Annotated in this window: 13 protein-coding genes; 10 read left to right on the forward strand and 3 right to left on the reverse strand. The window is 73.9% G+C overall.

Annotated elements, in window-relative coordinates:
- Positions 1-87 precede the first annotated feature (87 nt).
- From IEZ03_RS06305 to IEZ03_RS06330, 6 genes are all read left to right on the forward strand, one after another.
- Entirely contained in the window at positions 88-1,779 is a 1,692-nt protein-coding gene (locus IEZ03_RS06305) for a phosphoheptose isomerase (RefSeq protein ID WP_184884888.1), read from the forward strand.
- Positions 1,780-1,968: 189 nt separating this feature from the next.
- On the forward strand, positions 1,969-3,495 hold the full coding sequence (gene zwf, locus IEZ03_RS06310; RefSeq protein WP_184884890.1) for a glucose-6-phosphate dehydrogenase: 1,527 nt from the start codon (positions 1,969-1,971) through the stop codon (positions 3,493-3,495).
- A gap of 18 nt (positions 3,496-3,513) precedes the next feature.
- Positions 3,514-4,548, forward strand: a complete 1,035-nt coding sequence (locus tag IEZ03_RS06315) for a glucose-6-phosphate dehydrogenase assembly protein OpcA (RefSeq protein ID WP_184884892.1) — start codon at positions 3,514-3,516, stop codon at positions 4,546-4,548.
- A complete protein-coding gene (gene pgl / locus IEZ03_RS06320) occupies positions 4,545-5,333 on the forward strand; it encodes a 6-phosphogluconolactonase (RefSeq protein WP_184884895.1) in 789 nt (262 codons plus the stop codon). Before IEZ03_RS06315 ends, pgl begins: the two co-directional genes overlap by 4 nt.
- Positions 5,334-5,481: 148 nt before the next feature.
- Positions 5,482-6,690, forward strand: a complete 1,209-nt coding sequence (locus tag IEZ03_RS06325) for a L,D-transpeptidase (RefSeq protein WP_229808061.1) — start codon at positions 5,482-5,484, stop codon at positions 6,688-6,690.
- A gap of 60 nt (positions 6,691-6,750) precedes the next feature.
- Positions 6,751-7,083 carry a cupin domain-containing protein gene (locus IEZ03_RS06330; RefSeq protein WP_132045539.1) on the forward strand — a complete coding sequence of 111 codons (333 nt, stop codon included), beginning with the start codon at positions 6,751-6,753 and terminating at the stop codon, positions 7,081-7,083.
- Positions 7,084-7,116: 33 nt separating this feature from the next.
- Here IEZ03_RS06330 and IEZ03_RS06335 read toward each other — a convergent pair whose 3' ends face one another.
- Positions 7,117-7,755, reverse strand: coding sequence for a helix-turn-helix transcriptional regulator (locus IEZ03_RS06335; protein ID WP_184884899.1), 639 nt, complete (start codon positions 7,753-7,755; stop codon positions 7,117-7,119).
- A gap of 179 nt (positions 7,756-7,934) precedes the next feature.
- Here IEZ03_RS06335 and IEZ03_RS06340 point away from each other — a divergent pair, with 179 nt between their 5' ends.
- From IEZ03_RS06340 to IEZ03_RS06350, 3 genes are read left to right on the forward strand one after another with little or no spacing between them, the layout of a single operon-like run.
- Positions 7,935-9,074 carry a sensor histidine kinase gene (locus tag IEZ03_RS06340; protein ID WP_229808062.1) on the forward strand — a complete coding sequence of 380 codons (1,140 nt, stop codon included), beginning with the start codon at positions 7,935-7,937 and terminating at the stop codon, positions 9,072-9,074.
- Positions 9,075-9,125: 51 nt separating this feature from the next.
- The gene (locus IEZ03_RS06345) at positions 9,126-9,554 is read left to right on the forward strand and encodes a pyridoxamine 5'-phosphate oxidase family protein (protein ID WP_184884901.1); all 429 of its coding nucleotides are present in this window, start codon (positions 9,126-9,128) and stop codon (positions 9,552-9,554) included.
- 38 nt (positions 9,555-9,592) lie between these two features.
- The gene (locus IEZ03_RS06350) at positions 9,593-10,258 is read left to right on the forward strand and encodes a response regulator transcription factor (RefSeq protein WP_184884903.1); all 666 of its coding nucleotides are present in this window, start codon (positions 9,593-9,595) and stop codon (positions 10,256-10,258) included.
- Here IEZ03_RS06350 and IEZ03_RS06355 read toward each other — a convergent pair.
- Positions 10,255-11,778: an MDR family MFS transporter gene (locus tag IEZ03_RS06355; RefSeq protein ID WP_229808081.1), complete on the reverse strand. Its 1,524-nt coding sequence runs from the start codon at positions 11,776-11,778 to the stop codon at positions 10,255-10,257. The two genes, IEZ03_RS06350 and IEZ03_RS06355, sit on opposite strands and share 4 nt — an antisense overlap.
- Before the next feature lie 83 nt (positions 11,779-11,861).
- Between IEZ03_RS06355 and IEZ03_RS06360 the strand changes: the two genes are divergently transcribed.
- Complete coding sequence (locus tag IEZ03_RS06360) at positions 11,862-12,347, forward strand: MarR family winged helix-turn-helix transcriptional regulator (protein WP_184884905.1); 486 nt, start codon at positions 11,862-11,864, stop codon at positions 12,345-12,347.
- Positions 12,348-12,368: 21 nt separating this feature from the next.
- Here IEZ03_RS06360 and IEZ03_RS06365 read toward each other — a convergent pair whose 3' ends face one another.
- Positions 12,369-12,740, reverse strand: coding sequence for a VOC family protein (locus IEZ03_RS06365; RefSeq protein WP_184884907.1), 372 nt, complete (start codon positions 12,738-12,740; stop codon positions 12,369-12,371).
- Positions 12,741-12,898 lie beyond the last annotated feature (158 nt).

Consider the following 12,898-nt stretch of genomic DNA (forward strand, 5'->3'; position numbering starts at 1 on the left):
GACGCGGTGTTCGCGGCGCGAAGAAGATCGAGGGAGAGGTCGCCAATGTCCGTTCTCTCCTGAAACGATGGGGGCCAGGAGGGATCGGTGTCCGGATTCGACGTATTGACGCGCGGCGACGTGCTGGACTCGGCGCTGCAGGCGAGGGACTACCTCGTCAGCTGCGGCGTCCCCGGCGCGCTCGCCGCCAAAGATCCGCGGCTGTGGGGGCGGCGCGCGGTCGACCACAGCAGGCTGGGCTGGCTCGACCTGCCGTTCGCCTCCCGCGGGCTGCTGAACCAGGTGGACGGCATGGTCGCCGAGGCGCGCCAGTCGGGCCTCGACCACATCGTGCTGATCGGCGTGGGGGCGGAGAGCCTCGCCGCCCAGGCGATCATGGAGGCGCACGCGGCCTCGGTCACCGCCGGGGCTCCGGAGCGGGGCGCCGGCGACCGGCCCACGGGCGAGCTGACCGTCCTCGACGGCGGCGACACCGCGGCGCTCGCGTTCGCGATGGAGCGGCTCGACCGGACGCTGGTCGTGCTGGCCAGCAAGGCGGGCGTGTCCCTGGAGGGCGACGCCTACCGGCGGATCTTCGCGGCCGCGTTCCGGGAGCGGGGCCTGTCGGAGCGGGAGATCGCGGGCCGGTTCCTGGTGATCACCGACCACGGGAGCCCGCTGCACGACTTCGCCCGGCAGTGCGGCTACCGGATCGGCCTCACCGACCCCTACCTTCCGGGGCACTACGGCGCGCTGTCGGCGTACGGGCTCGTCCCGGCGGTGCTGGCGGGGGCCGACGCGGAGCGGCTGCTGGAGGAGGCGGCGTCGCTGGTGCCGTCGCTCGGCAAGGACGAGGACAACCCGGGCCTGCTGCTCGGCGCGGTCCTCGGCGGCTGCGCGCAGCAGGGGCCGGGCGGCCTGGCCCGCGACAAGGTGCTGCTGCGCGAGGCCGGCGGGCCGGGCGCGCTGAGCGGCTGGATCTCCCAGCTCCTCGCGGTCGGCACCGGCAAGCGGGGCCGCGGCGTGCTGGCGTTCGAACCGCCGGGCGGGCGCGGTGACTTCCCCGACGTGCACGGCGTGTCGATCAACCCGCGGTCGGCGGCGCAGGACGAGTCCGACACCTCGGTGTGGGCGCCGCTCGGCGCGCAGTTCCTGCTGTGGGAGTACGCGACGGCGGTCGCCGGGTGGCTGCTCGGCGTGAACCCGTTCGAGGCGGGCAGCACCGTCGTGCAGGAGTCCGAGGACGACGCCGCGACGATGCTGCGCACGGCGGGCGGCGGGCCGCTCACCGCGGAGCGCCCGGTGTACGTGGAGGACGGCATCGAGGTGCACGCCGACTTCCCGTGGCCGCCGGGCGCGGAGCTGCAGACCGTCCTCGGCGGGCTGGTCGCGTCGGTGCCCAACGACGGGTACCTGGCGGTCATGACGTACCTGTCGGGCGACTTCTCCGGCCGGTACCTCGCGCCGTCCATGGCCCGCGCGTCCGGGCGTCCCGTCGCCTACGGACCGGGCCCCGGATACCCCCACGCCACGGGGCCGGTGCACAAGGACGGGCCCGGCAACGGCGCGTTCCTCATCATCACGGGCGACCCTGCGCCGGGCGACACGCTCGCCACCCACCCCGTCCCCGGCCGGCCGTACAGCCTGGCGCAGCTGCAGCTCGCACGGGCTCTGGCCGAGCTGCGGGCGCTGCGCGACCGCAGGCTGCCGGTGATCCGGCTGCACCTGCGCGACCCGGTGGAGGGCGCGGGCAGGCTCACCGAGGCGATGCGGGCGGTGGCGGGGGCGCGCCGGCCGTGACGTTCAGCGCCGTCGTCTCGGGGGAGACGGCCACCACCGCCCGCGGGCCGCTGCCGGCGGCGCGGACCGGGACGGCACGCCGGCACGAGAGGGCAGGATGCTTGAAGGGGTAGTACCACAGGGCGCCGCGGCACCGGAGACGGTGCGGCCACGGGCGGCGCCGGAGCACGCACGATCGAAGGGGGCCTCGTGACCGACCCAGCCAACCCGCTCCGCGACCCGCGGGACAAGCGCCTCCCCAGGGTGGCCGGGCCGTGCGTGCTCGTGCTCTTCGGCGTGACCGGCGACCTGTCCCGCAAGAAGCTGCTGCCGGCGATCTACGACCTGGCGAACCGGGGGCTGCTGCCGCCCGGCTTCTCGCTGGTCGGCTTCGCCCGCCGCGAGTGGGACCACCAGGACTTCCGGGAGATCGCCCACGAGGCGGTGAAGGAGCACGCGCGGACCCCGTTCCGCGAGGACGTCTGGACGCACCTGTCGGAGGGCATGCACTTCGTTCCCGGCACGTTCGACGATCCGGGCGCGTTCGACGCCCTCACGATGGCGGTGAAGGAGCTGGACGCCACCCGCGGCACGGGCGGCAACTACGCGTTCTACCTGTCGATCCCGCCGAAGTTCTTCCCGCAGGTGGTGGAGCAGCTGCAGCGCTGCGGCCTGGCCGACCGCACCCCCGACTCCTGGCGCCGGGTCGTCATCGAGAAGCCGTTCGGCCGCGACCTGAAGTCGGCGGTGGAGCTGAACGACACCGTGCACCGCGTCTTCCCCGAGGAGTCGATCTTCCGGATCGACCACTACCTCGGCAAGGAGACGGTGCAGAACATCCTGGCGCTGCGGTTCGCCAACAGCATGTTCGAGCCGATCTGGAACCGGTCGTTCGTCGACCACGTGCAGATCACGATGGCCGAGGACATCGGCATCGGCGGCCGGGCCGGGTACTACGACGGGATAGGCGCGGCCCGCGACGTCATCCAGAACCACCTGCTGCAGCTGCTGGCGCTGACGGCGATGGAGGAGCCCACGTCGTTCAGCGCCGAGGCCGTCCGCGCGGAGAAGGCCAAGATCCTCTCCTCGGTCCGGGTGTCGGGCGACATGGCCACCGCCACCGCGCGGGGGCAGTACGCGGCGGGCTGGCAGGGCGGCGTGAACGTCCAGGGGTACCTGGAGGAGGACGGCATCCCCGCCGACTCCCGCACCGAGACCTACGCCGCGGTCAAGCTGCAGATCGACAACCGCCGCTGGGCGGGCGTGCCGTTCTACCTGCGCACCGGCAAGCGGCTGAGCCGCCGGGTGACGGAGGTGGCGATGGTGTTCCAGAAGGCGCCGCACCTGCCGTTCTCCGAGACCGACACCGAGGAGCTCGGGCAGAACGCCCTGGTCATGCGGGTCCAGCCGGACGAGGGCATCACGGTCCGGTTCGGCTCGAAGGTGCCGGGCACCTCGATGGAGATCCGCGACGTCAACATGGACTTCGCCTACGGCGAGTCGTTCACCGAGACCTCCCCCGAGGCGTACGAGCGGCTGCTGCTGGACGTCCTGATCGGCGACCCGCCGCTGTTCCCCCGCCAGGAGGAGGTCGAGCTGTCCTGGAAGATCCTCGACCCGATCGAGGAGTACTGGGCGAGCCGCGGCGGACTCGACCAGTACAAGTCCGGCGGCTACGGCCCCGCCTGCGCCGACGAGCTGATGGCGCGCGACGGGCGCTCCTGGCGGCGGCTCTAGAGGAAACGGGGGCTGTAGATGAACATCGACCTCACCGGCACCACCACCCGCAAGATCCAGGACGCGCTGACGCAGTCGCGGCACCTGATGGGCGGCCCGGCCGTCGGCATGGTACTCACCCTGATCATCGTGACGGACGAGTCGGCGCAGTACGACGCGGTGCGCGCGGCGACGGAGGCGGCCCGCGAGCACCCCTGCCGGGTGCTGACCGTCATCTCCCGCGACCCGCGCGGCGGCTCGTCCCGGCTGGACGCCGAGATCCGGATGGGCGAGACCGGGCCGGGCGAGACCGTGCTGCTGCGCATGTACGGGCCGCTGGCCGAGCACGCCGACTCGGTCGTCGTGCCGCTGCTGATGCCCGACACGCCCGTGGTGACGTGGTGGCCGGGCGGCAAGGTCCCGAAGGTCCCGGGCAAGGACCCGCTCGGGACGCTGGCGCAGCGGCGGGTGACCGACTCCTACGCGGCCCGCGACCGGCTCGGCACCCTCGCGCAGCTCGCCGAGGGGTACCGGCCGGGCGACACCGACTTCGCGTGGACGCGGCTGACGTCGTGGCGGTCGCTGCTGGCCGCCGCGCTGGACCAGCCGCACGACGAGATCGTCGGCGGCGAGGTCGAGGCAGAGCCGGACAGCCCGAGCGCGGAGCTGCTGGCGGCGTGGCTGTCGATCCGGCTGGGCGTCCCGATCAGCCGGACGGTCTCCGAGGGCCCCGGCCTCACCGGCGCCCGGCTGGCCACGACGGGCGGCGACATCCAGATCCACCGGCCGGACGGGCGGGTCGCGACGCTGTGCCGTCCCGGCCAGCCGGACCGGCAGGTGTCGCTGCTGCGGCGCCCGATGGCCGAGCTGCTGGCCGAGGAGCTGCGGCGCCTCGACCCCGACGAGGTGTACCACGAGTCCGCCGTCCGGTTCGCGAAGGACCTCGCGGGCGGGACGGAGGACGGCGTGGCGAGCGAACCGCTGTCGGCGACGGCGGAGGCGGCGCGGACGCGCCCCGCCGAACAGCGGGACGGCGAGGCCGCGGAACAGGCCGGCGAGGAGGACGGGGCATGAGCGTTCCCGAGGTCCTCCTCCACCGCGACCAGGGCGTGCTCGCCGAGGCCGCCGCGGCCCGGCTGATCACCCGCATCGCGGACGCCCAGGCGGCGCGGGGCACGGCGTCGGTCGTGCTGACCGGCGGCGGCGTCGGCACGGCGGTCCTGGCCGCGCTGGGCGGCGGCGCGGCGCGCGACGCCGTCGACTGGGGACGCCTGGACGTGTGGTGGGGCGACGAGCGCTTCCTTCCGGCCGGGGACCCGGAGCGCAACGAGACCGGTGCCCGGGAGGCGCTCCTCGACCGCGTCCCGCTGGATCCGGCGCGGGTGCACCCGATGCCGGCCGCGGACGGGCCGGACGGCGCCGACCCGGAGGCCGCGGCGTCCCGGTACGCCGACGAGCTGCTGTTCGCCGCGCATCCCGGAGCGGCGCCCAGGTCGGCGTTCGCCGTCCCGTCGTTCGACGTGCTGATGCTGGGCGTGGGCCCGGACGCGCACGTCGCGTCGCTCTTCCCGGGGATGCCGGAAGTGGCGGAGACGCGGCGTCCGGCGGTGGCCGTGCACGACGCCCCGAAGCCGCCGCCGACGCGGATCTCGCTGACGTTCCCGGTGCTGCGGGCCGCGCGGGAAGTGTGGGTGCTTGCGGCGGGCGACTCGAAGGCCGAGGCCGTCCGGCTCGGGCTGTCGGGAGCGGACCCGGTGAAGGCGCCGGTCGCGGCGGCCCGGGGGCGGGAGCGGACCCTGTTCCTGCTGGACGAGGCCGCGGCGTCGCACCTCCCGGCGGGCCCCTCCCCCGCGCGCTGAGCGGCCCTCCGCGCCCTTGACCCGGGTTGGCGGAACCGCTGCTCCACCATGGGGAACAGAAAGAGTGCCGCGACTCCCGCATGCCTTCCGCTGAACCGCGCATACCCTGACCATGAGGTTGCCCGCGTCGAGCGTGAGGAGTTCGCAGGTGGCTAAGGGTCGGACCGGGACGAGGATCGCGGCGGTCATCGGGGCGGCGGTCATCGCGGTCGCCGGCTGCTCCTCCGGCGGCGACGGCGGGGGCGGAGCCGGCGAGGGCGGCGGCAAGGGTTCGGACGCGGTGACGCTGTCCATCACGCCCGCGACCGGCACCAAGCAGGTCGCGCCGGAGAAGCCCGTCACCGTCACGGCGGACAACGGCAAGCTGACCGACGTGACCCTCACCTACGGCAAGAAGAACGCGAAGGCCGAGGGCACGCTCGCCAAGGACGGCACGTCGTGGAAGTCGTCGTGGTCGCTGAGGCCGTCGACGACGTACACGGTCACCGCCAAGGGCGCCGGCGACGACGGCAAGCAGGTCACCGAGACCTCCACCTTCACGACGCTGAAGCCCCAGGGGAAGCTGGAGAGCGGGATGTCGCCGCTGGACGGCGAGACCGTGGGCGTCGGCATGCCGGTCCAGGTGCTGCTGTCCAGGCCGGTGACCACGAAGGCCGGCAAGGTCGCGGTGGAGAAGTCCCTGGAGATCCAGATGTCGGAGCCGGTCCAGGGCGCCTGGTACTGGATGAGCGACAAGGAGGTCCAGTTCCGGCCGCGCGAGTACTGGCCGACCGGGCAGAAGGTGAAGGTCACCGCGCACCTCGCGGGCGTGAAGATCGCCGACGGCGTGTACGGCGTCGCGGACCGCACCGCGAGCTTCACGGTCGGCGAGCGGCACATCACCACCGTGGACGCCCGCAAGCACCGCGCGACGGTGACGAAGAACGGCGAGACCGTGAAGAGCATCAACGTCAGCCTGGGCAAGCCCGGCCACGAGAGCTACACCGGCACGATGATCGTCCAGGAGAAGGCGAAGGACATCATCATGGACTCCGCGACCACCGGCAACCCGGGCGAGTACCGGATCCCGACGAAGTGGAACGTCCGCCTCACCTACAGCGGCGTCTTCGTGCACTCGGCGCCGTGGTCGACCACCTCTCAGGGCAGCGACAACGTCAGCCACGGGTGCGTCAACATGTCGCCGGGGAACGCCAAGTGGTTCTACGACTTCTCCAACCGGGGCGACATCGTCAAGGTGACCGGGACGTCCCGCAAGCTCCGGTTCGGCAACGGGCCGACGCCGTGGGCGAAGTCCTGGGAGGACTGGCTGGCGGGCAGCGCGACCGGCGAGCCGGTCACCGGCACCCCGCTGACGTGACGCCCTCGGGATGACCCCCGCCTCGCGTGCGGCCGGTGAGATCACTGGCAGACTGGGGGCATGCAGAAGCTCTCGTTGGACGCACACGCACGTGACCAGCTGAAGCGCGCCGCGGCCGGCTCCACCGGGCGCAGCGCCGACACCGTCTACGGCGGTCACGAGCGCGTCCTGCGCCAGACCGTGATCGCGCTGACCGCGGGAACGACGCTGGCCGAGCACGAGAACCCCGGCGAGGCCACGATCGTGGTCCTGCAGGGGCGGGTCCGGCTGCTGAGCGGGGAGCACTCCTGGGACGGGATCTCCGGGGACCTCCTCATCATCCCGGACGCGCGGCACAGCCTGGAGGCCCTGGAGGACTCGGCCGTCCTGCTCACGGTCGCCAAGACCCGCTGAGACGGGGCCTGCCGGTCACCGGCGCGCCGGGCCTCAGCCGCGGCGCAGGTGCGCGAGGCAGGCGCCGGGTTCGGCGAAGGGCTCCAGCCGGTGCGCCTCGACCGGCGCGTCCAGCTCGGTGAGCGCCCCCTGCATGAGCCCCAGGTGGACGTCGCAGACGAGCGGCCCGTACTCCTCGGCCAGTTCGAGGAACGGGCAGTGCCGCAGCCGGATGACGTCCCCGGCGGGCTTCGGGGCGAAGTCCAGGTCGTCCAGGAGGGCGGTCAGCCGGTCGGCGGCCTCCTCCTCGGTCATCCGCTGGAACGGCGGCGGGCGTTCGACGAGGAACCGGCCCCACTCGCGTCCCGCCTGCGCGGCGTTCTCGCGGCCCTCCGCACCGTCGGCGGCGAGGCGGCTGAGCAGGATCTGGGCGAGCAGCCGGTAGCCGCGGGCGCCGCCGCGGTCCATCCCGGGGCGCGCGGCGTAGACGGTGCGGGGGCGCCCGGGGCCGGAGGGCTGCTCGACGGTGCGCTCGACCGCGCCCTCGGCGGCGAGGGCGTCCAGGTGGAAGCGCGCGGTGTTGGCGTGCACGCCGAGCCGCTCCGCGACCTCGGTGACGCCGAGCGGGGCGCGGGCGTCGCGCAAGACGTCCAGGACCTCGCGGCGGCGCGGGCGTTCGCGCTCGCTCGCCATGCCGTCACCCCTCCCCGCAGCCGTGGCGCCGCGCTCCTCGTCCCATGTTTTTACGAATACTACTGTATTAATGGTGGAATGAGGAGCGGCGGCGGCCGGCCCGCCTGCCGACCAAAGTCGACGCGGTGGCCGACCTGCGGACGCATACCGGGACGGGCGGCGTGGCTACCGTTGACCTCGTGAACCTCAGGCGCTCGTGGCGCGACTGGCTCGGGGACGCGGGGATCACCGCGGCGGCCGGCCTGCTCGGCCTGTTCCTGCTCCAGGCGACGATCGAGGACCCGCCCTACCCCGAGGAGGAGATCTCCCTCGGCCTCGAACTGGCGGCGGGCGCGGTGTCCCTCGTCATCCTGCTGCTGTTCCGGCGCCGCCACCCGCTCGCCGTCGCGGTGACGATGATCGTCCTGCAGTGGGCGGCGACGACGGTCTTCGGCACGGCCGCGGTCGCCGTGTACTCCCTGGCGATGCTCCGGCCCTGGCGGGTCGCCCTGCCGGTCGCCGCCACGAGCCTGACGCTGATCATCGCAATGTTCTGGCTCGTGTCGGCCCCGGACCTCCTGGAGGGCGCGGTCGTGTTCGCGCTGCTGTACGCGGTGGCGGTCACGACGGGGATGCTCGTCCGGTCCCGGCGGATGCTCATCGCGTCGCTGAAGGAGCGGGCCGTCGCCGCCGAGACCGAGCAGCGGCTGCGCGTCGAGGAGGCCCGGCTCCTGGAGCGCGAGCGGATCGCCCGCGAGATGCACGACGTCCTCGCGCACCGGATCTCGCTGCTGGCGGTGCACGCCGGGGCGCTGGAGTTCCGCCCGGACATGCCCGACGACCAGCGCGAGGCCGCCGGGGTCATCCGGCAGAGCGCCTACGAGGCGATGGAGGACCTGCGCGAGGTGATCGGCGTGCTGCGCGACGACACGCCCGGCGCGGACCCGCAGCGCCCCCAGCCGACGCTCGCCGACGTGTCCGGGCTCGTCCAGGAGTCGCGGCGCGCCGGGAGCCGCGTCACGCTGGACGAGCGCATACCGGACCCGGCCGGGGTCCCGTCCCGCGTGGGCCGGCACGCCTACCGGATCGTCCAGGAGGGGCTGACCAACGCCCGCAAGCACGCGCCCGGCGCCCGCGTCGAGGTGCGGCTGGACGCCGGGACGGACCTGGACATCGAGATCGTCAACGCGCTGCCGCCGGACCGGCCCGCGCTCGCGATGCCCGGCTCGGGCGCGGGCCTCGTCGGCCTCGCCGAGCGGGTGGCGCTGCTGGGCGGCACGCTGGAGCACGGCCGCACCGGCGACGGCCGCTTCCGGCTGCGCGCCCGCCTGCCGCTCTAGACCGCCTAAGATCACGCATGTCCCCGCCGGACGGAGGGAAGGGTCACCGGCATGGCAGCGAACTCCTCGTCCTCGCCCGACCTCGAAGAACTCGACCGGGCCCAGTGCATGGCGCTCCTCGGCGAGGGCGGCATCGGCCGGATCGCCTTCGACGACGGCGAGGGGCCCACGGTCGTCCCGGTGAACTACGCCGTCGACGGGGACGCGGTGGTCTTCCGCACGTCGGTCTCGGGCCGGCTGAACCGCAGCCTGCTGACGTCGGTGGTCGGCGGCGAGGTCAGGGCGGCGTTCGAGGTCGACCGGTACGACGAGGCGAGCCGCGAGGGGTGGAGCGTCCTGCTGCGCGGCGGCGTCCACCCGCTGAGCGACGAGGAGAAGACGGCCGCCGCGCAGGTCGAGCCGTGGCCCGGCGGCGAGCGCGAGGCGTGGTTCCGGCTGGCGGCGCGGGAGGTCAGCGGGCGGCGGGTGCACCGCCCCTAGCCGCCGGGAAGGGCCCCCGGAGGCCATAGGGTTGCGCAATGGACTCCCCGCCCATCCGGGTGCTGATCGTGGACGACGACGCGCTCGTCCGCGCCGGCCTGTCGATGATGCTGTCGAACGCCGACGACCTGGATATCGTGGGGGACGTCGCCGACGGCGCGGAAGTCATCGCCGCGGTCAACCAGTACCGGCCCGACGTCGTCCTGATGGACATCCGGATGCCGCGGCTGGACGGGCTCGCGGCGACCGAGCTGCTGCGCTCCCGCCGCGAACCGCCCGAGATCATCATCCTGACGACGTTCGACTCCGACGACCACATCGTGCGCGCGATGCGGGCGGGCGCGAGCGGCTTCCTGCTGAAGCACACCCCGCCGCCGGACATCATCCGGGCGATCCGGGAGGTCGCGGCCGGGGAGCCGATGATGTCCCCGGCGGTGCTGCGCAAGATGATGTCCTACGTCGCCGGCTCCGGCGCCGACCCGCGCCGGGCCCGCGCGCGGGAGCTGCTGGACCGGCTGAGCGAGGGCGAGCGCGCCGTCGCGGCTCTCGTCGGCCAGGGCCGGACCAACAGCGAGATCGGCGGGGAGCTGTCGCTCAGCGTCGCCACGGTCAAGGCGTACGTGTCGCGGCTGCTGACCAAGCTCGAGCTGAACAACCGCGTGCAAGTGGCCCTCCTCGTCCACGACGCCGCCCTCGACGACTAGTTCCGCCCGGCCTGCGGCCCGCGCGGCCTCAGCGGGACGTCGCGCAGGAGCAGCGCCGCGGCGAGGCCCACCGCGAGGACGGGCAGCGCGGTGAGGAAAAGGTCGGAGAAGGCCGCCGCGAACGCCTCCAAGACGCCGTCCCGCACGGGTCCGGGGAGGGTGGCGAGGACCTCCGGTCGGACGGCGTCGTCGAACGCGGGCACCTGGCCGCCGGGGACGCGGTGCGTGACCTCTTCGGCGAACCGGCTCGACACGATGCCGCCGAACACCGCCATGCCCGCGGCGGTGCCGAGCATCCGGGTCGCGAACACGCCCGAGCTCGCCGCGCCCAGGTCGCGGTGCGGCGCGGCGTTCTGCGCGATGAGGACGACGACCTGCTGGGACAGCCCCGCCCCGAAGCCGAGCAGCGCCATGTAGCAGCCCGCGGTGAACAGGCGGGTGCCGGCGTCCATCGTCGCGAGCAGCCCGACCCCGGCGGCGCTGAGCGCCATGCTCGCCGCGGGCAGCCGGCGGTAGCGGCCGGTCCGGGAGATGTGCCGTCCGGCGAGCACGGCGGCGGCGACGAGGCCGGTCATCATCGGCAGCACGAGCAGCCCGGAGTCCGCCGCCCCCACTCCCCCGACGACCTGGAAGAACATCGGCAGGTAGGTGGCGAGCCCGAAGCCCGTCGCGCCGCCCGCGGCGGCGACGGCGCACGCCACCGCGAACGACCGGTCGCGGAACAGCCGCAGCGGGATGACGGGCTCGGCGGCCCTGCGCTCGGCGATGATCCACGCCGCGAACAGCGCCGCCGAACCCGCCGCGAGCCCGGCGGTGGCGGGCGAGGCCCACGCGTACCGGGTCCCGGCCCAGCTGGTGAACAGCGTGAAGCAGGTGACGGCCGCGCCGAGCAGGACGATCCCCGGGTAGTCGATCCGCGGCCTGCCCTCCGGCGCGGGCAGCCGCAGGAACAGCACGGTCGTGGCCGTGGCGGCCAGGCCGAGCGGCAGGTTGACGTAGAACACCCACCGCCAGGACGCGTGGTCGGTGAGCAGGCCGCCGATCAGCGGCCCGGCGACGCTGGACACCGCGAAGATCAGCGCGGAGTAGCCCTGGTACTTCGCCCGCTCCCGCGGCTCGAACAGGTCGCCGGTCACCGCGAACATCGAGCTCATCAGGCATCCCGCGGCGGCGCCCTGGACGGCGCGGAACGCGATCAGCCAGCCCATCGACGGCGCCGCCCCGCACGCGGCCGACCCCGCCAGGAACCCCAGCAGCCCGACGAGCAGGACCGGCCGGCGCCCGAACAGGTCCCCCAGCCGCCCCGACAGCGGGACGGTGACGCTGGTGGCCAGCACGTACGCGGTCGACACCCAGGCGAGGCGGTCGAGGCCGCCGAGGTCCCCGACGATCGCGGGCAGCGCGGTGCCGAGCACCGTCGCGTCCAGCGAGGACATGAGCCCGGCGAGCATCAGCCCGCCGAACGCCGCCAGCCGGTGCCGGCGGCTCATCGGCGCGGTCCGCCCGGACGCCATATTCATGTGCACCTCACAGTTATATGCTTAGAGCAAATGAATGCTAAGCGCACGCATATGTGGAATGCAACCTAGCTAGACTGGTCCCCATGCGCGACGAGGCGGGCCACGAGCGGGCCGGGGACGACCGGGCGGTCGACGTCGTCGAGCGGAGCATGGTCAAGCTGCGGCGCGGCATGTCGCGGCAGCGGCTCGGCAAGGCGGCGGTCCGCGAGCACAACCTCCCGGTGGACGTCCAGGTCCTGCACGTCGTGGACGTCGTCGACGAGGGCCCCGACCACGACGGCCAGGAGATGAGCGTCGGCCTGGTCGCCGCCCGCCTCGGCGTGGACGCGTCGCGCGGCAGCCGCATCGTGGCCGAGGCGGTCAAGGCCGGCTACGTCCGGCGCGTGGCGTCCCAGGAGGACGGCCGCCGCATCCACCTGGAGCTCACCCCGGCCGGGCAGGCCGTCGTGGACGCCACCCGCCGCACCCGCCACGAGCACTTCGCCAAGGCCATGGCCGGCTGGACCGACGAGGAGCGCGCCGAGTTCGCGCGCCTCCTGTCCCGCTTCGTCCGCACCTACGACGGCTGACCGCCGGTCACGCCCCGGTGGTCAGGTGAGGCGCTTGCGGAGCAGGCAGAACTCGTTGCCCTCGGGATCGGCGAGGACGTACCAGCTCTCCTCGCCCGTCTGCCCGACGTCGGCGTGCCGCGCCCCGGCGGCCAGCAGCCGCTCGAGTTCGGCCTCCTGGTCGCGGTCGGTGGGGCTGACGTCGATGTGCAGCGGCAGCTTGCCCGGCCTGGGATCGTCGCTGCGGCTGAGGACGAGCGTCGGCTGCGGCCCGCCGAACCCCTCGCGGGGGCCGATCTCGACGTCGTCGCCGTCCCGGCCGAGCACCACGAACCCCAGCGCCGCGCACCAGAACTCCGCGAGCGCCTCCGGATCGCGGCAGTCGAGCACGAGCTCACTGATCCGACACGCCACGGGCCGCCTCCAGATTCTCGTCACCACCGGCCTCTCACACCGTAGGGGCTCCGGCCTACACCCGTGGTCGCCGCCGGGCGGCGCGACGTACTCCAGAAGTTGCGGGCGGCGCCGGAGCGGGCGCGACGTGCGGGGGAATCCCCTGGCCGGGAGGCCGT

It is taken from the genome of Actinomadura livida (genome assembly GCF_014648675.1).
Taxonomy (GTDB): Bacteria; Actinomycetota; Actinomycetes; order Streptosporangiales; family Streptosporangiaceae; genus Spirillospora; species Spirillospora livida.

Bases quoted from the DNA above. Each gene is read 5' to 3' on its own strand.
- IEZ03_RS06360 (WP_184884905.1), top strand. From the start codon at position 11,862: ATGCGCGACGAGGCGGGCCACGAGCGGGCCGGGGACGACCGGGCGGTC.
- IEZ03_RS06330 (WP_132045539.1), top strand. From the start codon at position 6,751: ATGCAGAAGCTCTCGTTGGACGCACACGCACGTGACCAGCTGAAGCGC.
- IEZ03_RS06335 (WP_184884899.1), bottom strand. From the start codon at position 7,755: ATGGCGAGCGAGCGCGAACGCCCGCGCCGCCGCGAGGTCCTGGACGTC.
- IEZ03_RS06355 (WP_229808081.1), bottom strand. From the start codon at position 11,778: ATGAATATGGCGTCCGGGCGGACCGCGCCGATGAGCCGCCGGCACCGG.
- pgl (WP_184884895.1), top strand. From the start codon at position 4,545: ATGAGCGTTCCCGAGGTCCTCCTCCACCGCGACCAGGGCGTGCTCGCC.
- IEZ03_RS06315 (WP_184884892.1), top strand. From the start codon at position 3,514: ATGAACATCGACCTCACCGGCACCACCACCCGCAAGATCCAGGACGCG.
- IEZ03_RS06350 (WP_184884903.1), top strand. From the start codon at position 9,593: ATGGACTCCCCGCCCATCCGGGTGCTGATCGTGGACGACGACGCGCTC.
- IEZ03_RS06345 (WP_184884901.1), top strand. From the start codon at position 9,126: ATGGCAGCGAACTCCTCGTCCTCGCCCGACCTCGAAGAACTCGACCGG.